Annotated in this window: 18 protein-coding genes, 1 tRNA gene and 1 pseudogene; 5 read left to right on the forward strand and 15 right to left on the reverse strand. The window is 71.2% G+C overall.

The window, feature by feature from the left end; translation table 11 throughout:
• The 11 genes and pseudogenes from ACIA77_RS28605 to ACIA77_RS28655 form a co-directional block, all read right to left on the reverse strand.
• Positions 1-710, reverse strand: a pseudogene (locus tag ACIA77_RS28605) (hypothetical protein); the annotation flags it as partial.
• Positions 711-713: 3 nt separating this feature from the next.
• Positions 714-1,064, reverse strand: a complete 351-nt coding sequence (locus ACIA77_RS28610; protein WP_395889087.1) for a rhodanese-like domain-containing protein — start codon at positions 1,062-1,064, stop codon at positions 714-716.
• A gap of 47 nt (positions 1,065-1,111) precedes the next feature.
• Positions 1,112-1,429, reverse strand: a complete 318-nt coding sequence (locus tag ACIA77_RS28615; RefSeq protein ID WP_395889088.1) for a DUF485 domain-containing protein — start codon at positions 1,427-1,429, stop codon at positions 1,112-1,114.
• Between the two features lie 87 nt (positions 1,430-1,516).
• Positions 1,517-3,304, reverse strand: a complete 1,788-nt coding sequence (locus ACIA77_RS28620) for a cation acetate symporter (RefSeq protein ID WP_395889089.1) — start codon at positions 3,302-3,304, stop codon at positions 1,517-1,519.
• 67 nt (positions 3,305-3,371) lie between these two features.
• Entirely contained in the window at positions 3,372-3,878 is a 507-nt protein-coding gene (locus ACIA77_RS28625) for a hypothetical protein (protein ID WP_395889090.1), read from the reverse strand.
• A gap of 4 nt (positions 3,879-3,882) precedes the next feature.
• The gene (locus ACIA77_RS28630) at positions 3,883-4,716 is read right to left on the reverse strand and encodes a LytR/AlgR family response regulator transcription factor (protein WP_395889091.1); all 834 of its coding nucleotides are present in this window, start codon (positions 4,714-4,716) and stop codon (positions 3,883-3,885) included.
• A 142-nt stretch (positions 4,717-4,858) separates the two neighbouring features.
• A complete protein-coding gene (locus ACIA77_RS28635) occupies positions 4,859-5,704 on the reverse strand; it encodes a S49 family peptidase (RefSeq protein ID WP_395889092.1) in 846 nt (281 codons plus the stop codon).
• Between the two features lie 18 nt (positions 5,705-5,722).
• Entirely contained in the window at positions 5,723-7,021 is a 1,299-nt protein-coding gene (locus tag ACIA77_RS28640; protein ID WP_395889093.1) for a sensor histidine kinase, read from the reverse strand.
• A 136-nt stretch (positions 7,022-7,157) separates the two neighbouring features.
• Positions 7,158-8,018, reverse strand: coding sequence for an Fpg/Nei family DNA glycosylase (locus ACIA77_RS28645; protein WP_395889094.1), 861 nt, complete (start codon positions 8,016-8,018; stop codon positions 7,158-7,160).
• 58 nt (positions 8,019-8,076) lie between these two features.
• Positions 8,077-8,517: a DUF983 domain-containing protein gene (locus tag ACIA77_RS28650; protein ID WP_204092223.1), complete on the reverse strand. Its 441-nt coding sequence runs from the start codon at positions 8,515-8,517 to the stop codon at positions 8,077-8,079.
• A 108-nt stretch (positions 8,518-8,625) separates the two neighbouring features.
• Positions 8,626-10,233, reverse strand: coding sequence for a sigma-70 family RNA polymerase sigma factor (locus ACIA77_RS28655; RefSeq protein ID WP_395889095.1), 1,608 nt, complete (start codon positions 10,231-10,233; stop codon positions 8,626-8,628).
• Positions 10,234-10,453: 220 nt separating this feature from the next.
• Between ACIA77_RS28655 and ACIA77_RS28660 the strand changes: the two genes are divergently transcribed.
• Together ACIA77_RS28660 and ACIA77_RS28665 are read left to right on the forward strand one after the other, a co-directional pair.
• Positions 10,454-10,526 (forward strand) — tRNA-Gly (locus tag ACIA77_RS28660).
• Between the two features lie 1,580 nt (positions 10,527-12,106).
• On the forward strand, positions 12,107-13,585 hold the full coding sequence (locus tag ACIA77_RS28665; protein WP_395889096.1) for a phosphocholine-specific phospholipase C: 1,479 nt from the start codon (positions 12,107-12,109) through the stop codon (positions 13,583-13,585).
• 78 nt (positions 13,586-13,663) lie between these two features.
• Here ACIA77_RS28665 and ACIA77_RS28670 read toward each other — a convergent pair whose 3' ends face one another.
• The 4 genes from ACIA77_RS28670 to ACIA77_RS28685 all read right to left on the reverse strand — a co-directional run bounded on the left by ACIA77_RS28670 (position 13,664) and on the right by ACIA77_RS28685 (position 16,097).
• The gene (locus ACIA77_RS28670) at positions 13,664-14,065 is read right to left on the reverse strand and encodes an immunity 7 family protein (protein ID WP_395889097.1); all 402 of its coding nucleotides are present in this window, start codon (positions 14,063-14,065) and stop codon (positions 13,664-13,666) included.
• An 86-nt stretch (positions 14,066-14,151) separates the two neighbouring features.
• On the reverse strand, positions 14,152-14,661 hold the full coding sequence (locus ACIA77_RS28675; RefSeq protein WP_395889262.1) for a DUF2716 domain-containing protein: 510 nt from the start codon (positions 14,659-14,661) through the stop codon (positions 14,152-14,154).
• 231 nt (positions 14,662-14,892) lie between these two features.
• Positions 14,893-15,498, reverse strand: a complete 606-nt coding sequence (locus ACIA77_RS28680) for a hypothetical protein (protein WP_395889098.1) — start codon at positions 15,496-15,498, stop codon at positions 14,893-14,895.
• Between the two features lie 110 nt (positions 15,499-15,608).
• Positions 15,609-16,097: a hypothetical protein gene (locus ACIA77_RS28685; RefSeq protein ID WP_395889099.1), complete on the reverse strand. Its 489-nt coding sequence runs from the start codon at positions 16,095-16,097 to the stop codon at positions 15,609-15,611.
• A 160-nt stretch (positions 16,098-16,257) separates the two neighbouring features.
• On the opposite strand from ACIA77_RS28685, the gene ACIA77_RS28690 reads away from it, so the two are divergent.
• The 3 genes from ACIA77_RS28690 to ACIA77_RS28700 all read left to right on the forward strand — a co-directional run bounded on the left by ACIA77_RS28690 (position 16,258) and on the right by ACIA77_RS28700 (position 22,532).
• Positions 16,258-17,517: a hypothetical protein gene (locus tag ACIA77_RS28690; RefSeq protein WP_395889100.1), complete on the forward strand. Its 1,260-nt coding sequence runs from the start codon at positions 16,258-16,260 to the stop codon at positions 17,515-17,517.
• A gap of 133 nt (positions 17,518-17,650) precedes the next feature.
• Positions 17,651-18,856 (forward strand): hypothetical protein, encoded by a 1,206-nt coding sequence (locus ACIA77_RS28695; protein WP_395889101.1) that lies wholly within the window; start codon positions 17,651-17,653, stop codon positions 18,854-18,856.
• Entirely contained in the window at positions 18,849-22,532 is a 3,684-nt protein-coding gene (locus ACIA77_RS28700) for an FkbM family methyltransferase (RefSeq protein WP_395889102.1), read from the forward strand. The genes ACIA77_RS28695 and ACIA77_RS28700 overlap by 8 nt, the downstream gene beginning before the upstream one ends.
• Positions 22,533-22,538 lie beyond the last annotated feature (6 nt).

The following is a 22,538-nucleotide window of genomic DNA, read 5'->3' on the forward strand; positions in this document are numbered from 1 at the left end:
GGTCCGTCGCCACGAACGTTCTGCGGGTACTCGCCGCCGGCGGGCGCCGAGTACGGATTGCCACCGGCGGGCGCGGCGAAGCCATTCTGCGGGTCCTGGCCGACGCCCAGCCCGGCTGGCGGATTGCCACCCTCAGGGCCGGCACCGAAACCGTTCGGCGGATGTTGGGCAGCGCCGGGCGCCGAGTACGGATTGCTCTCGGGTCCGTCGCCACGAACGTTCTGCGGGTACTCGCCGCCGGCGGGCGCCGAGTACGGATTGCCACCGGCGGGCGCGGCGAAGCCATTCTGCGGGTCCTCGCCGACTCCCGGCCCGGCATACGGATTGCCGCCCTCGGGGCCGGCGGCGGAACCGTTCGGCAGGTGCTGAGCACTGCCGGACGGCGGAGCGTACGGGTTGCCGCTGTCGGGCGCGGCGAAGCCGTTTTGGGGGTGCGCGCCGGCGCCGGGGCGCGCGTACGGGTTGTTGGGGTCGGCGTCGAAGCCGTTCGGCGCGGGCGGCGGGGCGTAAGGGACCGCAGTCTCAGGCCCGGCGTCGGAGTCGTCGTCCGGGGTCGGGGCGTCGAAGCCGGGGACCCAGCCGTCCGGGGCGGATTCGGGAGAAGCCGCAGACTCAGGGCCGCGCCAAGGTGGGTACTGAGGCCAGCCCGGCCCGCCGGAGCCGGGCGGGCCCGGGGTGCCGGGAGGGACGGGGGGCTGGCCTGAGTGCATCCGTCAGATGACCTCGGGTTCGGTGTCCGGGTGGTCGCTCACCATGGGGCGGCCCTCGTGGGCCCAGGAGCCCATGCCGCCGGCGACGTTGACGGCGTCCCAGCCGCTGGCGTTCAGCCAGGCCGTCGCGCGGGCGGAGCGGCCGCCGCTGCGGCAGATGACGTAGACGGGCTGGTCGTCGGGGAACTCGGAGAGTTCGTCGACGCGCGCGGGCAGTTCGCCGAGCGGGATGTGCTTCGCGCCGGGCGCGTGGCCGGCGGCCCATTCGTCGTCTTCGCGGACGTCGAGCAGGGGGATGCTGTCCTTCGGCAGGTCACGGACCTCGGCCGTCGGCAGTTCAGCGGGGCTCACCACAGTTCCATGCTCCCATGTCCAGGCGTTGTACGCGTGTGAGGAAGACGCTAGTGCCCGTACTCGGCACGCAGCTCCGCGGCCAGCGGATCCAGCTTCCGGTGCGCGAAGCGCGCGTACAGCGCGGTGATCACGAACGTCGTCACGAACTGCGCCAGCCCGAGCACCAGCCCGACCGTGATGTTGCCCCACAGGCGCACGCTCATGAAACCGTGCGCGTAATCGGCGAGCAGCACGTACAGCAGGTACCAAGCCAGGAACGCCGCCGACATCGGGAACACGAACCCGCGCAGGCGACGGCGCAGCAGGCGGAACTCGGGCGTCGCCTGCACGAGTTCCCAGTCGATGTCGGCTTCGGTGCGCTCCACGGGCGGCCCCTTCCGTCAGGACGATCTTCCGCCCCGGAAAGGCTGACGCGGACCCGTCGGATCGGGTGATGAGCCCCTGACCCACAGTTACTTGCGGTGCCGCCCACGTCCGGCGCGCGCTCGGTCCTCCGCCTGGCCGAACCGCGCGACGGCGCGGTCGCGCATCAGGCCCAGCGGATCGGGGGCGTGCAGCCGCAGCATGATGTCGTTGACGAGTTCGGGCCGGCCGTAGCGCGTTACGCGGCTGACCAGGTACGTCACGAGGAACGCCGCCGGCACGGAGATCAGGCCCGGCTGGCTCGTGTACCAGGGCGGGGAAAACCCGACGTAGCCGCTCGCGATGTCCACGCCCAGCGCCGTCAGCACCAGACCGCCGCCGACGACCATGCCCGCGAGCGCACCCTGCCAGCTCAGCTTGCGCCACCAGATGCCCAGCAGCAGCAGCGGGCTGAACGTCGACGCGGCGAGCGCGAACGTCAGCCCGATCGACAGCGAGATGTCCTCGGTGCGCAGCAGGAACGCCAGCCCCAGCGGGCACAGCGCCACGATCGCCGTGCCCACGCGGAAGTCCTTCACCCGCCCTGGCAACAGGTCCGTGGACACGACGCCGGCCACGCTCACCAGCAGTCCCGACGAGCTCGACAGGAACGCGGCGAACGCACCCGCCGCCACCACCGCCGCGAGGATCTGGCCCGCGACTCCCGGCAGCATCGCCGACGGCAGCATCAGCACGGCCGCATCGGTTTTGCCCGTGAGCAACAGCTGCGGCACGTACATCCGCGACAGCGCGCCCAGCATCGTCGGGAACAGGTAGAACAGCCCGAGCAGCAGCAGCACGTGGACGGTCGTGCGGCGCGCGGCCTTCCCGTCCGGGTTCGTGTAGAAGCGCACCAGCACGTGCGGCAGGCCCATGGTGCCGAGGAACAGCGCGAAGATCAGCGAATACGTCTGGAGCAGGTCGGTGATCTTGCCGGACGCGGGGTGCAGCCACGCGTCGTTCGTCGCCGGGGCGTCGCTGATCACCGGCACCTGCGTGCCCGCGGCGAAGCGGAGCGTGGTGCCCTGCTCGACCGTGTGCGGGATCAGCGGCGACCAGCGCGCGACGCCGCGCGCGGGCCCGTCGTCGATGCGGCCGTCGGCGTAGAAGTAGGTCTCGGTGGTGACCTTCACGGTCACGTCGGTCTGCACCGACACCGTCGTGTCCTGGGTGAACACCGGCGGCGCCGGCGAGCCCAGCGCGCGCGGGCCGCCCGGGCCGCCGCCGGAGAAGAAGACCAGGCACAGGATGAACGTGGGCACCGAGATCGCGAACAGCTTGAGCCAGTACTGGAAGGCCTGGACCACGGTGATCGCGCGCATGCCGCCGGCGATCACGTTGACCCCCACCAGCACCGTGACGACGACGGCGCCCACCCAGGCGGGCACGGGCAGGATCGTCGCGAGCGTCAGCCCCGCGCCCTGCAGCTGCGGGACCATGTACAGGATCCCGATGAACACCACGAACGCCGTCGCGAAGCGGCGCAACCCGAGCGACCCGAGCCGCGCCTCCACGAAGTCCGGCAGCGTGTACGCGCCCGAGCGGCGCAGCGGCGCGGCGACGAACAACATCAGCGCGAGGTACCCGGCGGTGAACCCGATCGGGTACCAGGTCGCGTCGGCGCCTTCCTTCAGCACGATGCCCGCGACGCCGAGGAACGACGCCGCCGACAGGTACTCCCCAGAAATGGCCGCGGCGTTGCGGCGCGAACGGACCGTTCGCCGGGCGACGAGGAAGTCGTGCGTGCTGGTGGCCGAACGCGAGGAGCGGTACCCGAGGTAGTACGTCGCGAGGGCGACCAGCACGATGCCGGTCAACGCCCACGGGTTCAGCTGCACGGCTGGAATCCTCGCACGAGCGTGCGGTCCGCTGGTGCCCGCTACCGGGGCGTTTCGGGACGCGCGCTCAGTTTTCGATCATGTCCACGAAATCGCGTTCGTGGCGTTCGGCGAGCCGGTTGTACCAGAGGCCGACGGCGAACAGGAACGGGAACGGCAGCAGCCCCAGCACGAGCCACGGGATCGGGATGCCGATCACGGTGAACCGCGCGACGCCGGGCAGCAGGTAGAACAGCACCGGCATCGAGCCGAGGACTCCGAGCACGAGCAGCGCCAGCAGCACGGCCGTGCGCAGCTGCACCTTCACCAGGTCGCGGATCAGCAGCTTCCCCCAGCTGGTCTGCTCCTCCAGCTCGATGCGCGCCCGCATCCGGCCCGCCGACTGCTTCGGGTCGGCGAGCACGACGCGCTGGCGCTTCGGCCGTTCGTGCGCGGGTTCAGCCGCGCGCAGCGGCTTCGGCGCCGGCGGCACCGGCTCCACGACCGCGCTGTCCTCGGGTGGTTTGCCCAGCGTCGGGTCCGGTTTGCGGACGCCGTTGGCCAGGCGGTGGTACGGGTCGTCGGGTGAGGACACGACGTCAGCCGCCGCGGCCGGAGCCGACGAGCCGGTCCTTCAGCGCCCGCGTGTGCCGACGGCTGACCGGCAGCACCTTCTCTTCGTTGCCGATCACGACCTGGTAGCCGCCCTGCCCCATGCGCAGCTCCGTGATCAGCGGCAACGCGACCAGGAACGACCGGTGGATGCGGACGAACCCGGCCTTCTCCCAGCGTTCCTCGAGCTGCGCCAGCGGGATGCGCACGAGGTGGCTGCCCTCGGTGGTGAACAGCCGGGCGTAGTCACCTTGCGCCTCCACCCAGCGCACCGACGAGCGCGGGATGAGCTTGGTCGTGCCGGCGAGTTCGACCGGGATGACCTCGTCGTCGTTCTTCACCGGCCCGGCCGGGCTCTGCCCCTGCGGCGGCGTGGCGGCCACGGTCAGCTTCTCGCGCACGCGCGCCACGGACCGGTCGAGGCGGTCCTGCTGGAACGGCTTCAGCACGTAGTCGACGGCACCGAGGTCGAACGCGTTCACTGCTTCCTCGGCGTGGCCGGTGACGAACACCAGGATCGGCGACGGGTTCATCGCCGCGATCACCCGGGACATCTCCATGCCGGACAGGCCGGGCATGTCGATGTCGGCGAACACCGCGTCGACCGTCGGCAGGCCCTGCGCGCGCCGGGCCACGAGCTCCGGGTCGTCGTGGGAGAACAGCCGCAGTGCGTCGGAGGCGTCCGACGCGCTGAAGACGCGGTGGACGTGTGGGTTGTTCCCCAGGCCGTGGGTCAGTTCGTCGAGCCCGTTCAGCTCGTCGTCCACTGCCAGGACGATGAGCCTTCGGGTGTCTTCATGAGCACTCACAGTGAGTCGCATCCTGCCGATTGCCGAGTGCGATGTCCAGCCCCGTCCCGGTCATCCGCCCGTCGGGGAACGACCTCGCCCCCGTTTGCCTCAACGGCGATCACGAGCGGGGCACAACCACGCGGCCAACGGGGTGAAACCGGCTGTTCGCGGCTCACAACCCGAAGCGGGCCCACGCGGCCTTGGCGCTCACCGCGTCGAGCACCGCGCTGGCCGCCGCGGGCGCGCCGATGCCCAGGCGGGCGAGCAGCGGCTTCTTGGGCTCGGCCACGGAGATCTCGGCGTCCGGGTACCGCTCGGTGACGATCTGGCGCAGCGAGCCCAGGCCGTCGACCAGGCCGAGGTCGAGCGCCTTCTGCCCGAGCCAGACGTCGCCGGTGAACAGGTCTTCGGTGTCGATCAGCCGGCCGCCGCGGCGTTCCTTGACCCACTCGACGAACAGCTCGTGGAGCTGGCTGTGCATCCGCTTCAGCCATTCGACGTCTTCGGGCTTCTCCGGGCTGAACGGGTCGAGGCGCGATTTGTTGACGCCCGCCGTGTGCAGGCGGCGTTCGATGCCGAAGCGCTCGAGCAGGCCGGTGAACCCGAAGCCGCCGCTGATCACGCCGATGGACCCGACCAGCGACGTGCGGTGGGCGAAGATCTCGTCGGCCGCGCACGCGAGCCAGTAGCCGCCGGACGCCGCGACGTCCTCGGCGAAGGCGAGCACGGGCACGTTCTTCTCGTCGGCCAGCTGGCGGATGCGCTCCGCGATCAGGCCCGACTGCGTCGGCGCGCCGCCGGGCGAGTTGATCAGCAACGCCACGGCCTTGAGCCGGTCGTGGCCGAACGCCCTGGTCAGCGCCGACTCGACGGCCGCGAGGTTGATCGAGCCACGCGCCAGCGGCGACGGCGTCGGGGTGATCACGCCGTGCAGCTTCACCACGGCGACCACGTCCTTGCGTTCGACGCGGTCACCGAGCACGGGCAGGCGGGACGTCAGCTTGTCGGCAACGCTCATGACGCCAGGCTAGCCAGTTCAGAGCGCCGGCAGCATGCCCGAACGCGATCCGTTCACACCGTTGTGCTCGACCTCGTTCTCGGACTCGCCCTGCGGCGGCACGTCGGCGGAGTAGTCGGGCATGTTGGGGCGCACGCCGAGCTTGAACTTCGGCACGCGCAGCGTCACCTTCATGCCGGCGCCGGGCGCGGTGTCCACGGTGAGCGCGTAGTCCTCGCCGAACACCTGGCGCATGCGCTGGTTGATGTTGCCGAGGCCGACGTGGGCGCCGGTGCGGTGCGCGTTCTTCAGGTCGGTGAGCGCGCGCGGGTCCATGCCGATGCCGTCGTCCTCGACGCTGATCAGCGCCTCGGTGCCGTAGTCCTGCGCGATCACGGTGACGCAGCCGCCGCTGGGCTTGCTGGCCAGGCCGTGTTTCACCGCGTTCTCCACGAGCGGCTGGATGATCAGGAACGGCACGACGACGCTGAGCACCTCGGGCGCGATCTTCATCCGCACCTCGAGGCGGCCGCCGAAGCGGGCGTTCTCGATCGTGAGGTAGCGGTCGATGTTGCGCAGTTCTTCGGCGAGCGTGGTGTACATGCCGGACGTGCGGAACGAGTAACGCGTGAAGTCGGCGAAGTCCTGCAGCAGCTCGCGCGCCTCTTCGGGGTCCGTGCGGATGAGCGCGGAGATCGTGTTGAGCGCGTTGTAGACGAAGTGCGGCGAGATCTGCGCGCGCAGGGCCTTGATCTCGGCCTGGTTCAGCTGGTTGCGCGACTCCTCGAGGCGGGCCAGCTCGAACTGGGTGCAGACGAACTGCGCCACGGCCTCGGCCATCTGCACGAGCTTGCCGCGCGTGCGCCCGACGACGATCAGCGTCGCCTCCGCACCGCCCTCGACCAGGATCGGCACGATCGCGGCCGTTTTCATCTTGCAGGTGCCGCGGTGGTTGCACGGCAGCTTGTTGTGGTCGGCGACGGCGCGGCGGTGCTTGCGCAACGCGGTGCCGATGTCCTCGACGAGGTCCAGGTAGTGGTCCGTCGCCTCACCGGCCCACGACAGGAGCGTGCCCTCACTGTCGGTGATCCCCACGGCGAGGCAGTCGAGGACCTCGAGCAGCTCCGCCGTCATGCGGTTGGCGGCCTCCTCGTCGAGGCCGGCGCGCAGGTTCGGCGTGGCCTTGGACATCCGGTGCACGGCCTGCAGCACGGCGTCCTGGATCACGCCCTTGGGGCGGCGCACCTTGAAGAGCAGGACGAGAACCACGATCGCGAGCACGCCGACCAGTGCCCACGGGACGACCTGCGCGAGGGGGAAGGCGGACACGACGTCCATGCTCTGCGCTCGACCAGCCGGGTGCAAGGTCTGCTCTCCACTTTCTGTCGAGTTGTGACGACCCAGGGTGGCTGAACCCTACCGAGCAGCTCGCCCGCTCCGCACGATCACTCCGAGCGACGGCCGCGGGGTCGTGTTACTTGAGCAGGCGCGACATCCGGCGGTCGGCCAGGGGTTTGCCGCCCGTTTGGCACGTCGGGCAGTACTGGAACGACTTGTCGGCGAAGGAAATTTCGCGGATGGTGTCGCCGCAGACCGGGCACGGCAGGCCGGTGCGGGCGTGCACCCGAAGGCCGGAGCGCTTCTCGCCCTTCAGCATCGCGGCCTTCTGACCGACGGAGCGCTGCACGGCGTCGGTCTCGACGTCGTGGATCGCGGCGGCCAGGGTTTCGAGCGCGCCCTCGTCGAGCTTGCCGACGGTGGCGTACGGCGAGAGCTTCGCCTTGTGCATGATCTCGTCGGAGTAGGCGTTGCCGATGCCGGCGATGAGCGACTGGTCGGTGAGGGCCCACTTGAGCCGCGTGCCCTTGCCGGCGAACAGCTCGCGCAGCTGCGACGCGTCGAGCGACAACGCGTCGGGGCCGAGGCGCGCGACGCTGGCGACCTCGCTGGGGTCGTGGACGATCCAGACGGCGAGGCCTTTCTTCGTGCCGGCCTCGGTGAGGTCGAAGCCCGGGCCCGCGGCCGCGTTGAGGTGCACGCGCAAGGAGATCGGGCCTTTGCCCGGCTTCAACGGCGTCGGCGACAGTTGGTCGGACCAGCGCAGCCAGCCGGCGCGCGCCAGGTGGACGATGAGGTGCAGGTCGCCGAGGACGACGTCGAGGTGCTTGCCGTGGCGCGTGGCGCCGGTGATCTCGCGGCCGTGCAGTTCGGTGTACGGCGGCACAGCCGTCTTCAGGACGCTGAGCGACGCGACGTCGATCCGGAACACCGTGGAGCCCACGGCGTGTTCGCGCAGGTGGTGGGCCAGTGCTTCGACCTCGGGCAACTCGGGCATGACACCAGTCTTACCCGTGAACCCGGATCCGGCCAGGTCCCCTTGCTGGACGGCGCTGTTACTCGACCGGGTGCAGCGGGCCGTCGAAATCGGGCAGCGAGTGCTTCTGGATCGTCTTCGTGATCCGCTTGACCTCGCCGGAGACCGTGAACATGCCCCGGATCGTGCCGACCCAGCGCTCCGACGGCCGGTCGCCCGCCACGTCGCCCTCGGTCTCGGCGACGACCGTCCACGGCCGGCGCAGGATCCAGCGCAACGGGAAGAACAGCAGCACCAGCACGATCGCGAGGAACACCCACGCGGGCACGCGCACCTGGTCAGGGGTCCAGACCACGAGCACGATCGCCAGGAACGCGGTGACCAGCAGCATCGCGATGCCCGGCGTGTAGCTGCCGGCGACGTCGTGTTCGAAATCGTCCGCGGTGGCGGGCGCACGCCACTCCATCTGGGCACGGACCACCCAGTCGCGGCCGTCTTCACCGCGCACCAGCCGGTTCATCCTGTTGCCTCCCGGGCGACGCTCGAGTCCCCCAAAGCTACCGTGACGCTGCCCCGCGGCGCGAGGTGGTCACGGAGCGTGGCGCGAGGTTTGCCCGGTTTTCGCTGCTCAGCGCGCCGACGTGGTTTCGGAATCGGCCGAACCGGTGACATCCGAGGGGGTGCTGTCTCCCGAGTCCTGGGACGTGGCGCTGTCCTCGGACTCAGTTCCGGAGGTCGACGTGGTCTCGGACCCGGACGACCGCGTCGTCTCGGTGGTCTCGGTGGTCGACGTGTCACTCGGCGTCGACGTGGTCGTGACCGGCGGCGGCAGGTAGGTCTCCGGCGGCGGCACGTACGTGGAGGACGGCGGCACGTAAGACGGCGGCCGGGACCGCGTCGTGTTGTACGGCCCGTCGATCGTCGGGTCGTCGCACGGGTCGCCGGACGTGGTCTGGTCCGGTTCGGTGTCGGCGCGCGAGTCCGTGGACTCCTGGCTCGACATCGGCGCGTCCGACGGCTCACCGCCGGCGGGCAAGTCGGCGCGACCGGTCCCGTCGGACGGCGGCGGCGCGGCGTTGCCCGCGCCCGGCCCGGGCCCGTCCGGCAGCTTCGGCACGTCGTTGGTCTTGAGCTCCGACCCGGTTCCGGTGTGGTGGACCACGCGCTCCGGACGAGCGACGCCGTGCAACTGCCCCGTCGCGACGCGCGGCCCGTGCTGCACCTGCGGCGGTGGTTGCTGCCCCGGCGGGTCCGGCGGCTTCAGCGCCAGCTCGGGCGCGCCGCCGCGCAACCCCAGGTCCTGCACCGGGTGCGACCCGAACACGAGCGGACCGGTCGAGATCCCGACCGCGCCTGCGGCCGCCGTCGACGCGAGCGCCAGCCCGACCTTGACCTTCGACCCGAACAGCACGCTCTTCACGGTGGCGGCCACACCGGTCACCTTGCCGAGGCCAGCCAACGCCGGCACCGCGACGACCAGCACCTCGGCGTGCGCCCGCAGCGACGAGCACACGTCCCGCAGCTCGTCCTGCGTCGCACGGCAAGAGGCGCACCCCAGCAGGTGCGCCTTGATCCGCTCGGCCTCCGCGCCCGTGACGCTGCCCGCGGTGAAACCACCCAGCTTCTCGACGACCCCCCGGCACGTCTCCGGCCCGCGGTTCACCGACAGGTGCGCCTGCAGGTACGCGGCCCTGAGGCCTTGTCGCGCCCGCCGGGCCAGCGCCGCCGTCGCGTTGGCCGACAACCCGAAGTGCGGCGCGACCATCGAGGGCTGCTCGCCCTCGACCTCGGTTTGCCACAACACGGTGCGCCAGCGCTCCGGCAGGCTCGTGAAGGCGGTCGTGATCAACGTGTGCTCGGCGGTCCGCGCGTTGGTGTCCGCGCCGGCGCCCGCCCGGAACGTCAGCTCGTCGTCGGTCACGGGCACGTCGCGCCGCGCCCCGTGCCACTCCCAGGAAACCCGGCGGGCGACGGTGAGGAGGTACGCGCGGACGTAGTCACGCGGCCCCGCGCCGCGCCGCAGTGCCTGGAGAACCCGGAAGAACGTCTCGGCCGTGATGTCCTCCGCCTCGGAGCGGTCAGAGGCGAGGGTCTGCGCGAGCCTCCGCACGGCCCGAGCGTGGAGCTCGAACAGCTCCCCGAAGGCGGCGTCTTCCCCGTTGCGGAGCCGTTGCAAGAGTGCCTGCTCGTCGGATTCCGAGGCCGCTGGTGGCGGCGCCGTGCCCAGCTCGGTCATCCGGCAAGGCACCTCCTCCCCCGAAGGACTCACCATTCGGTCGAATGGGGACACCATACGGAGCGAAAAGCTCGTCGTCACCCCTTGTACGCCCGATGTGACAACGAAGCACCGGGTCGAAGCACGCCGCCGACTCAGCCCTACCCAAGGTGGACCCCCCGAAAGTGACCAAGGCGCCCCGGTATAGAGTGTTGTCAACACCGAGCAACAAGCGGTTAACGCGGATGTAGCGCAGCTGGTAGCGCATCACCTTGCCAAGGTGAGGGTCGCGGGTTCGAATCCCGTCATCCGCTCAGTCCAGGGCCACTCTGTCCACGGAATTCGTGGACCGGGTGGCCCTCGCCATATCTCCCGGGGGCCGAGCCCCCCGGACCCCCGCGGTGCTGTCGGTGACCAACCCAGCGTGGATGAGTGGGCTACTGCACGGGGCGCAGTGCCCGCTGGTGGGGGATTTGTGTGGGTGAGTCGCCTTGGGTGATGGGTGACAAGGGTGGTTTTGTCGTTGAAAAAGATGGTGGCTGGTGAGGGCCGATGGGCGTGTCCGGTGCGGTGAATTTGACGGGGGACGCTGCGGAGCGGGAGTGAATGGCTCTTTCGAAACCTCCCGGCTGAGTGGGAGCAGCGAGCCGCGACGAAACGGCGGCGAACTCCGCGCGGGCGACCACAGCCGAGCACCGGCGGGACGCGCCTGCCCGAACCGGTAGGCCAGCCACCAACCGACCCGCCGGCGACGCCACCACCAAACCGACACCAAGCACGGCCACCGCCCCGCACCCCGCGCGGCAAAGCCGAACCCACGCAACCGGCGGCGGACGCCAACTACAAGACCGACGGCCAAGTACGGACACCGCGCAACCACCCAGCCGGCAAAGCGAGCCACCACCACACCGGCAGCGCGCGACCCACGAACCCGGCAGCCAGGTACGGACACCACGCAACCCGCCGGCCAGAAAGCGGAACACCGGCGGCGAACGCCACCCCCGAACCCAACCAGCCTCCACGCGGTCTGGACCATCCAGCCACCACCACACCGGTAGCAAACGCCACCCGCCAAACCGGCAGCCAAGTACGGGACACCGCGCAACCACCCAGCCCGGCATTGCCAGCCACCACCACACCGGCAGCGCACACCACCGACGAGACCGCCAGCCGAGTACGGACACCACGCAGCCGCCCAGCCAACAAAGCACGCCAGCAACACACCGGCGGCAAACGCCACCTACCAAACCGGCAGCCAAGTACGGACACCGCGCAACCACCCAGCCAACAAAGCACGCCACCACCACACCGGTAGCAAACGCCAGCTGCCAAACCGGCAGCCAAGTACGGACACCACGCAACCCAGCCAGGCAAAGCCAGCCACCACCACACCGGCAGCGCACACCACCCACGAGACCGCCAGCCAAGTGCGGACAGCGCGGGACCACCCAGCCCCCTCCCACCACCTCGATCCCCAGCCTCCACGCGGTCTGGACCACCTTGTCAAGGCACGCTTTCCTGCCTTGACAAGGTGGTCCAGACCGTCGTGACAATCAAAGATCGGGGTGCCGTCCCGCGCACCCCGAACCCCGCGCGAAGGCGAGCCGAAGCCAACCCGCAAAGGCGAGCCGACTCCAACAGAACGTAACCGGAAGCGCATCCCTCACCCCGAACACCGCCAACCCCAAAGCAAGCGGACACCCAGCCCAAAGCAATCCGACGGCAAACCACCCCTCACCCCAAAAGCAATCCCCCACCCGGCCCAACCCTCCTACCTGCGAGAACACCCCACTTGCCCCCATCGCCCGGTTCGGCACTGGTTTTCACCATGTGTTCGCCACCAGTTCGGGGATAACCACCCTTTCGATGACGGGCGGTCAGCAGGGTGTTCGCCATGACCGAACTGACTCGTCGCCGTCTCCTCGGATCCACAGCGGGCGCGGCTGCCGCCGCGGCCGCGGCCACCCTTCTCCCGCCGAGCGTCCAGAAGGCCCTGGCCCAAGGCGCCCCCAAGCACGGCTCGCTGAAGGACATCGAGCACGTCGTGTTGCTGATGCAGGAAAACCGGTCGTTCGACCACTACTTCGGCACCATGCGCGGCGTCCGCGGGTTCGGGGACCCGCACGCGGCGAAGCTGCCGAACGGCAAGCCCGTGTTCTACCAGCCCGACGCCGAGAACCCCGCCGGCTACGCGCTGCCCTTCCACCTCGACACGCACGCCACCAACGCCCAGAAGATCCCGTCGACGTCGCACGCCTGGCAGGTCCAGCACGACGCCCTCAACGGCGGCAAGATGGACAGCTGGCTGCCGGCCCACCGCAAGGCCGACGGCAAGAACGGCCCGTACGTGATGGGCTACCACACGCGCGCGGACCTGCCGTTCCAGTTCGCGCTGGCCGAGGCGTTCACGATCTGCGACGCCTACCACTGCTCGGTGCTCGGCCCCACGTGGCCGAACCGCATGATGTGGATGACCGGCACCATCGACCCCGATGGCGAGAACGGCGGCCCGATCCTCGACAACACCGCCCCCGCCGGCGGCTACACCTGGACCACGTACGCGGAGCGCCTGCAGGCCGCGGGCGTGAGCTGGAAGGTCTACGAGCAGAGCGACACCTACGGCTGCAACATGCTCGAGAACTTCGCCAGCTTCAAGAACGCGCCGGCCGACTCGCCGCTCGCCGTCAACGGCCTGACCCACCGCCCGGAGGGCCAGTTCGAGTACGACGCGCGCAACGACAAGCTCCCCACGGTTTCGTGGATCATCTGCACCTCGACGGCTTCGGAGCACCCGAACTACACGCCCGCCGAGGGCGCGGCGTTCGTCGCCTCGAAGATCGACGCCATCGCGTCCAACCCGGACGTGTGGGCCAAGACCGCGTTCATCCTCAACTACGACGAGAACGACGGCCTGTTCGACCACGTCATCCCGCCGGTCCCGCCCGCGGGCACGCCGCACGAGTTCGTCACGAAGACCTCGCCGGGCGGCACCAAGGGCAACGGCCTGTCGGTCGGCGGCGGCTACCGCGTGCCGGCGATCGTCATCTCGCCGTGGACGGCGGGTGGCTGGGTGTGCAGCGAGCCGTTCGACCACACGTCGACGCTGCAGTTCCTCGAGAAGGTCACGGGCGTTCAGGAGCCGAACATCTCCGAGTGGCGCCGCGACACCTTCGGTGACCTGACGTCGGCCTTCCGCTTCGGCGACCACAAGTCGCAGCCGCCGACGCTGCCCGACACCTCCGGTCCGCTCACGCTCTCGCGCTACGAGGCCGCGAACCTGCCCGCGCCGGTCTTCCCGGGCACGGACCAGACGCCGCCGAAGCAGGAGCCGGGCCACCGCCCGCAGACCCCGCAGCCGCCGCACCACCACTGACCCGCCTCCCGCGGGGCGAAAAGCGAACGGCCCCTTCGCGTTCAGGTGCGAAGGGGCCGTTCGTGCGCGTCCGCGGCGTCAGAGTTCGTAGACGTCCAGCACCGTCGGCGCGACGGGCGTGAGGTGCGCGTCGGAGTGCTCGCTGACGAGGCCGCGGGCCATGCGGAACACGCGGAACTCGTTGTCGTGGTCGGGATCCTGGTCGTCCCAGACGTGCAGCAGTCCGTAGGAACCGGGCGCCAGTTCACCGACGCGGGTGAACGTTTCGATCAGCTCCGGGGCGATGGCGCCGCCGTGCTTGTCGAGGCCGCCGAGGTGCAGCATCGGCATGCCCGCGCTCCAGCGGAGGTCGACGAGGTCGAGCGTGCGGGCGTCGCGCACGGCGCGGTGCACGCGGTCGACCAGGCGCTCGAGCAGGTTCGCGTCGTCGTCGCCGCTCGCGGTCGCCGCAATGGTCACCCAGCCGTGGTATTCGTACACGTCGCGAACGGTAGCAGCGGCTCAAGCGGCCCCGAGGCGCTGGTCGGGACCACCGCGGCGGGCGGCGGTCGCGGCGAGCCGGACGGTCAGCGCGCCAGCGCGCTCGGGCGGCCGTCGCGGCGCAGGACCTTGGTCAGCACGCCCTCGCCGTGCTTCTCCACGGCGGGCAGGAGGCGCTCGCCGAACACGCACAGCGTGCGCTCCCACGGGTGCCCGAGCGTGCCGTAGCTGAAGTCCTCGGACAGGAACAGGTGGTAGTCGCCGCGGGGGAACACCGGTACGGGCCACACGGCGTTCTCGGGCATGCGGTGCGGCCAGAACTTGAACGACTGGTGCTGCCAGTGCAGGACCCACAGCCACTCGTCCTCGCGGACGGTCGCCTTGAGCGCCGCCAGCGCGATCCGCGCGACGTCGGGCTCCTCCACCGCGTACGGCCCGAGCCGGAACTCGGCCGAGCCGCGGTCGTATTCGCCCGCGGACAGGTCCCACGTGCGCGACGGCGCCGGCTCGCGGAAACCGGGCCAGTCGTGCGCGAACGTGCTCGGCCAGAAGCCGAGCTTGTCGTAGACCCAGTACCACGCGGGCTCGTCCGCCACCCGTGAGAGCGGCTCCCAGGCTGCTGCTGCGTTCACCTTGTCAACCTCGAAGTCATCCCGGGGTTCAAAACTGTCGAAAGCTTCGTGTCCGGGGCCGAGATTGTCCAGTCCACGGCCGCCTTGGGCAAAAACCGTCACCCGTCCGGGTGCGTCCTGAGACAAAACTCGTGGCCTCGGCACCGAACGCGGCCGGGGCCGGGCGGCCCGCACGCCCCGGCCCCGGCCGTCACCTCACGCCGCGTCCCACAGGGTCATGAACGCCGAGGCTTCGCTGTGCGCCCACGGCCGCAGCCGCTCGCGGTCGCGCGGCGTGAGCGCGAACTCCTTGGCCCGGCGCACGTCGACGACCAGCGGCTCGGCGCCCGGCAGGATCTTCGGCAGACCCCGGTCGAGCAGCCACAACGCGAGCTGCGCGGCGTCGCGGCTCAGCGGCTCCTCCTTGAAGTACAGCCAGGTGGCGTACCGGCGGCCCGTGCTCTTGCGCAGGCCGAGCTGCGGGCTGACACCCACCTCCAGCTCACCGAGCGGCACGCGCGCCCGCCCGACCTCGACGAGCTTCGGGTCGCGCCGGCCCAGGTACCGCAGCCAGCCCTCGGCGATCGCGGAGTAGTGCGGGCGCGTGCGGTCGTCGGCGTGGTGGACGAGCGAGCGCATGGCCACCTCGTCCTGCCGCGCCGCGCGGCCGGCGCGCACCGCGGTGGCCGCGCGGCGGTAGTAGTTGAACGCCGCGCGCGCCGGATCCTCGTAGAGCCGCCGCTGCCGCCGCACGAACGCCGAGCGCGAGGGACCCGAGCTCGCGCTGTACCCGACGAACGTGGGCAGGGTGATGTAGGCCATTCGACAGCCGCCTTCCGCACCGGTTCTCGGCGACGCCGCCCCCTTGGCGCGGGCGGCATCTCCCCTGGACAACGCCAATTTTAGAACAGGTGTACGACAGTTTTTGCGGCTCAACGGGTGACAGGCGGCCAAGCTCCGGCGAGGAGTTCGCGGGCCTGCTGGCGGATCTGGTCCTCGGGGAAGCTGACGGGGGTGACGTCGGTCGGGATCCAGGAGTCGAACATGGCGATCCAGCGCCGCATCTCGCGCAACGCATCCGGATGACCGAGCCGATCGTCGAGTTCCCCGACGGCCGTGGACCCCTCGTTCACGGAGACGTCGCCGCGCGCGAGGGCGGCCAGTGCTTCGCCGAGCAGCTGCCACCGGGCCGTGGCCGCGTCGAAGGGCACCTCGATGCCCAGCTCCGCCACGACCCGCCCGAACAGGTCGGGCGCCGTGCCGTCGTCGCGCCCGAGCCCGGCCAGCTCCGCCAGCGTCGGCGAATCGAGCCCCGCGACGACCGCCCGTCCCGCGGCGGCGACCAGGTCGTCGGGGAGAACGGTCCGGCCGGCGAGCCGGTCCACGGCCAGTGCGGCGAGTTCACCGCGGGCGGAGGACATACAGCGATCCTACGGATGCCGCTCCACCCTGGACGGCACGCGAGCGGCGCGGAATGATCTCGCCGACGATCCGCGAGTGGAAAGTCGATCACGAACCGGTACCCGAGCAGGTCCGGGTGCATGAAAAACTGGAACCCGCACCGGTGGCAGAGGGATGGCGATGAGCTGGCAGGAAGAGCTTCGGCGGCTGGACTCCGAGCTGGCCGCCGGCCGGATCGGGCACGCCGAGCACCGGCGCAAACGCGACGAACTGCTGGCCGAGGCGTCGGGTGGGAGCGCGGCCTCGCCGGTGGCCTCACCGTTGCGCTCGCCCGCCGAGCCGGCGGCGCCGGCCCCGGAGCCCAGCGCGGCCGGGGGCACGTGGAGCGCCGAACCCGTGACGTGGAACCAGCCCGCGCAACCGTGGGCGGCCGGCGCCGACACGTGGGCGAGCGCGAACCCGGCTCAGCCGCAGCCCGCCTGGCACCCGGCGCCCGAGCAGAACGCCCAGCAGCAGACGGCCGACCTGTGGACCGCCCCGGCGCAGCAGCAGACCGCGCCCCAGCAGCCGGAACCGCCGGCCGAGCCCGAGACGGCGGACCCCGAGCGGCCGCCGCGCTCGGCGCTGACCCGCAAGGCGCGGTGGGATCCGAAGAAGGGTGAGAAGTCGTTCGCGACCGCGCCCAGCCCGGCCGACGTGAACCCGACCGGCTACCTCCCCGTCACCGGTGACGCGGCCGACCTGAACAAGCCACCCGAGATGCGCCGCCTGTGGGAAGAAGCGCCACCGCGGAAGAAGCGGCCGACGTGGCTCTTCCTGTCGCTCGGCGTGCTCGTGGTGCTGGCGCTGATCGTCGGCGTGACCTGGTACATCGGGAGCCGGCCGGACGCGGACAACGCGGCCGACACCGTTTCGGCCCCACCGGTCCCCTCGCCCACCGGCAGCGCCGGCGCGTCGGCGTCGCTGGAGGACAAGCTGCCGGTGCTCGCGGGGACCCCGGGCCCCGACAACTCCACGATGTCGCTGGACAAGGCCGTGGAGCTGAAGGTCGTCACGCAGGCCGACGCGGACCTCATGAAGACCGCCGCCGCGAACGAGCTCGTCTACCACGCGTACGCCGACACTTCGCACAAGGACAACGGCACGATCCTGCTCGCGATCCCGACGCCGTCGCCGGCGCAAGCGGCCCAGCTCGTGAAGGGCCTGCAGAAGAACCTCACGGCCGGCGGTTTCGAAGCCACGCCGCTCGGCCCGGCGCCGAGCGACCTCCTCTACTCCGCCAGCGCCCCGGCCGGGCGCGTGCTCGCGTTCTGGTACACCTCCGGTCCCGTCGCGGTTGGCATCGGCGTGTCGGAGCCGGTCACGGACGACGCGGTGGTGCTCCGGTCGCGCGTGGAGCAGATCCGCGAGAAGGTCGCGGCGGCACTGCCCGCCCGCTGACGCGAGGCCGGACACGGAACCCGACCCGCGGGGTCGCGCGGGGTCACTGCCGTGCACAATGTCCACGTCGTCACACACATCGGGTCGGGTGGCGCACCGATCGTCGCCTTGCCGACAGATAAGGGGGGCCCTGGTGTCCTGGCAGGAGGAGCTGCGGCGGCTTGACGAGGAGCTCGCGTCAGGGCGGCTGTCCGCGGACGACTACCGGATCCGTCGCGACCAGGTGCTGTCTTCGGCCGTCGGCCAGCAGGACCAGCCGGCCCAGCCACAGGCGAACACCGGCGCGGACTCGACGCAGGTGATCGCACCGGTGAGCCCGCCGCAGGGCGTGCCGGCGCAGCCCCAGCAGCAGCCCCCGCAGCAACAGACCCCCCAGCAGCAGCCCCAGCAGCAGTCCCCAGCCGACAACAGCGCCGAGCGGACCCAGGCCGTGCAGGGCTGGCAGGTGCAGCAGCACGCCGACCCCTCGCGCACCGAGTACGTGCAGCCGTCGCAGCAGCCGCCGCAGGCGCACTACTCCCCGCCCGGCGGGTTCCAGCAGCCGAATTCGCCGGCCGGCGGATTCCCGCAGCAGCAGGCGTGGAACGCACCCGAGGGCGACCAGAGCCCGCCGTGGGGCGGTGGCGACCTGCCGCCGCTCGGCCCGTCGAGCGGCGACTCCTTCCGCCAGGGTCCCGAGTTCTTCTCCGAGAAGCCCAAGAAGGGCAACGGCGCGAAGATCGGCGCGATCGTCGGCGCCGTCGTCGTGCTGGCCGCGATCGCCTTCGGCGCCTACTGGCTCTGGGGCCGCGACACCGGGGGCGGCAACGACCAGCCCACCGCCCAGCCGAACCAGCCGGCCGCGTCGTCCAACGCGCCGAAGCCGCCGGACCCCATGGCCGTCGCGCAGATGCCCGGCAAGGCCGAGACCCACGACGACATCACGTCGTTCAGCCAGGTCGACGGTCTGCAGTACCTCAACAGCGACGAGCTCGAGGCCTACCAGTCGGCGGGCGCGAACAAGGTCAAGTTCGTGGTCTACCACCTCGAGAACGGCGACCAGATCACGCTCCTGCTGACCCAGGCGTCGAGCCCGCAGGCCGCGGCGACCGCGGCCGAGAAGCTGATGTCGATCCAGGTGAACAACGGCGCGAAGCGCGACACGACCGCGCCGGACGGCGTGTTCGCCACGACGATCGACAAGAAGGACGGCCAGTCGGCCCAGCAGCGCGGCCACTACTCGCACGGCAACGTGATCGTCCGCATCGACGTGTCCGGCCCGGGTTCGCTGTCGCAGGTCAAGACCGACTTCACCTCGGCGCTGAACCAGCAGCTCACCACCCTGCCCGCCAATGCCTGAGCCCGACGGCACCACCGCCTGCACGATCGTCGCCCGGAACTACGTCCCCGCGGCGCGCGTGCTGGCTCGCTCGTACCTCGAGCACCACCCGGGCGACGGCTTCGTGATCGCGGTGATCGACGCGCCGCGCGACGAGGTGACGGAGCTCGACGACGGCACGCGCGTCGTCGGGCCCGCGGCGTTCGGCATCGACGAGGCTGACTACCTGCGGATGGCCACGGCGTACTCGGTCACCGAGCTCGCCACGTCGGTCAAGCCGTACCTGCTGCGCGAGCTGCTCAAGACGTCCGAGGTCGCGATGTACATCGACCCGGACATCGAGCTGTTCGCGCCGATCACGGAGGTCACGGACCTGGCGCGCGAGCACGACATCGTGCTCGTGCCCCATTTCCTGACCCCGCTGCCCCAGGACGGCCTCGAGCCCGACGACGCGGTGATCATGGGCACCGGCATCTTCAACCTGGGCTTCATCGGCGTCGGCCAGGGCGCGGGCGCGTTCCTCGACTTCTGGGCCGGCCGCCTGCGCCACGACGCGATCGTGGCGCCCGAGCAGCAGCTGTTCACCGACCAGCGGTGGGTGGACCAGGTGCCGGCGCTGTTCCGCAACCACGTGGTCACCGACCCGGGTTTCGACGTCGCGTACTGGAACCTCCACGAGCGCCCGATCGCGCGCGACGAAGACGGCACGCTCACCGCCGGCGGCGCGAAGCTGCGCTTCTTCCACTTCAGCGGCTACCGGCCGGAGAAGCCGTGGCTGCTGAGCTTCCACTGCGCGCGCAAACCGCGCGTGCTGCTGTCGCACAACGCCGACCTGCGCGCCGTTTGCGACTCGTACGGCGCGAAGCTGCGCGAGGCGGGGTACGCCGAGACGCTGGACTCGATCCCGTACGGCTTCAAGAACTTCCGCGACGGCACCGAGGTGCCGAAGCTCGCCCGCCGCGTGTTCCGCGAGGGCTGGATCAAGGCCGAGCGCAAGAACAAGCCCGCGCCGCCGCACGCCTACGGCGAGGACGGTGGCCAGGCGCTGCGCGAATGGCTGGCCACGCCCGAGGACCAGGCGCAGGCCGCGGCCGGGCTCAACCGGCTGACGCACGCGATCTGGGCGTCGCGCATCGACCTGCAGATGGCGTTCCCGCACCCGTACGGCGCCGACGCGGAGAACTTCCGCTTCTGGTGCGCGGGTTCCGGCGTGAGCGAAGCCGGGTTGCCCGAGTGGGCGCTGCCCGGCGAGCGGCCGGCGAGCCACGCGCCGTCGGACGAGTTCGGGGTGAACCTGCTCGGGTACCTCACGGCCGAGCTGGGCCTGGGCGAGATGGGCCGGATCGTGCTCGAGGCCATCGAGACCGGCGGCGTGCCGGTGGCGTCGGTGCTCGAGGAGAAGGCGGTGTCGAACCGCACGGGCATCGAGCGGCCGGCGACCGTTGGCGACCCTCGGTTCCCGCTGAGCGTGCTGGCGGTGAACGCCGACCAGACGCGCGTCATCCTGACCAACCACCCCGAGGTCGGCGCCGGGCGCTACCGGATCGGGCTGTGGGCCTGGGAGCTCGAGGACTTCCCCGAGTGGCAGCACGAAGCGTTCGGGATGCTCGACGAGGTCTGGACGGTGAGCGAGTTCTGCCGCCGCGCCATCGCCGCGCACTCGCCGATCCCGGTGAAGACGATCCCGGTGCCGGTGCGCGATCCGGGTGAGCCGTCGCCGCCCGCGCGTGAGCAGGGTGAGCCGGTGCGGTTCCTGTTCGCGTTCGACTTCAACAGCGTCGCCGAGCGCAAGAACCCTTGGGGCGCCGTCGAAGCGTTCCGCCGCGCCTTCCCCGGCCGCGACGACGTGCGGCTCACCGTCAAGGCGATCAACTCGAAACTGCACCCGAACGCGGCCGAGCGCCTGCGCGCCACCGTGCTCGGTGACGACCGCATCGAACTCGTCGAGCACTACCTGTCGGTGGCGGAGCTGCACGCGCTGTACGAGCGCAGCACCTGCTACGTCTCCCTGCACCGCAGCGAGGGCTTCGGCCTCACCGTCGCCGAGGCGATGGCGCGCGCGATGCCGGTGATCTCCACGAACTACTCCAGCACCACGGAGTTCCTGGACGCGTCGACGGGCTGGCCCGTGCCGTACCAGCTGGTCAACGTGGGCAAGGACAACTACCCGTACCACGCCGACGCCGTCTGGGCCGACCCCGATCTCGACGCCGCGGCCGCCGCGATGCGCCAGGTCGCCGACGACCCCGCCGAAGCCGCGAAGCGTGGCCAGGCCGCGCGGGAGTACATCCTGCGCGAACGCTCCATGGCCACCGCGGCCGAGTGGATGCGGCGCGAGCTGGAGCACGCGCACGGCGTCTGGCAGTCCGGCCGCCACGCCGGGCAGCCCGCGCCGCCGCACCCGATCTCGCCGCTGCACGAGGCGTCGCAGGCGCTGCACTGGCGACCGGAGGCGGACACGCCTTCGCGCCTGCCGCTCGCCCCGGCGCTGCGCAAGGCCGTGCTGCGCGCGATCGACCACTACGACGTGCACCAGCGCAAGGTGATGGGCGCGCTGCTGGCCGGCGCGGAGGAGAGCAACCGGCGGCTGCTCGAACGCATCGAGTCGCTGGAGAACTCGCTCGCCGACACCCGGCGCGCCGCCGATTCGAGCCGCGGGCTCGCCGAACGCATCGAGGGCCTGCGCGGCACGGTCGAGGACCTGCGCCGCCGTGGTCCGGACACCGACCTCGCGCTGCGCAACCTCGAGGCGGACGTCGCGAAGCTCTCCGACGGCTACGGCGGGGTCGGGGCCGAGCTGGAGGCGAGTTCGGCGTCGGTGCACAAGATGTTCGCCGCCCGCGACGAACGGCTCGACGCCGACGAGAAGGCCATCCAGCGCGTGACGCTCGACGTCGGCGCGATGCACGACGCGGCCCGCCTGGCCCACGCCCCGGTGCCGCACGGCGCCGACGTGGTCCCGTGCGACGTCGGCTCGCTGCTCATGCCGGTCGACGAGGTCATGCTCCCGTGGATCGTCTTCCACCGGTCCTGGGAGGACAGCGAAGCCGAGCTGATGGCGCGCCTGGCCGACGGCGTGTTCCTCGACGTCGGTGCCCACGTCGGCTACCACACGCTGCGCCTGCTGCGGGCCACGCCGGACGTCACGCGCGTGGTCGCGGTGGAGGCCGACCCGGTCAACGCCGCGTACCTGCGCCGCAACGTCGAGGTCAACCTGCCCGCCGTGGCCGCCGAGCTGGTCACGGTCGTCGAGTCCGCGGCCTGGGATTCCCCCGGCACGGTCCGGTTGACCCAGGCGTCCGAGGGCAACAGCGGCGACAACCGCGTGAGCGCCGAAGGCCCGGGCCTCGAGGTCCCCGCCGTGCGGCTCGACGCGCTGCCGGAGGTGACGGCGCAGCGGATCGGCCTGGTCAAGGTGGACCTGCAGGGCCGCGACCACCGCGCGCTCGCGGGCCTCGACGAGGTCCTGCGCCGCGACCGGCCCCACGTGGTCTGCGAGTTCGACCCGGACGCGATCCGCGAACTCGGCGACGACCCGGCGGCCGTGCTCGCGGGCTACCGCTCGCTGGGCTACGCGCCGAAGATCGTCGGCGACACCGGACCGGACCCGCGGGAGCTCGACGACGCCGCGCTGATCGCGGCCGCCGAGGCCGACGAGAAGGCCTTCGTGACGCTCTGGCTGGCGCCGCAGGCGTGAGTCCGG

The sequence above is a fragment of the Amycolatopsis sp. NPDC051903 genome, from assembly GCF_044452505.1.
Lineage (GTDB): Bacteria > Actinomycetota > Actinomycetes > Mycobacteriales > Pseudonocardiaceae > Amycolatopsis.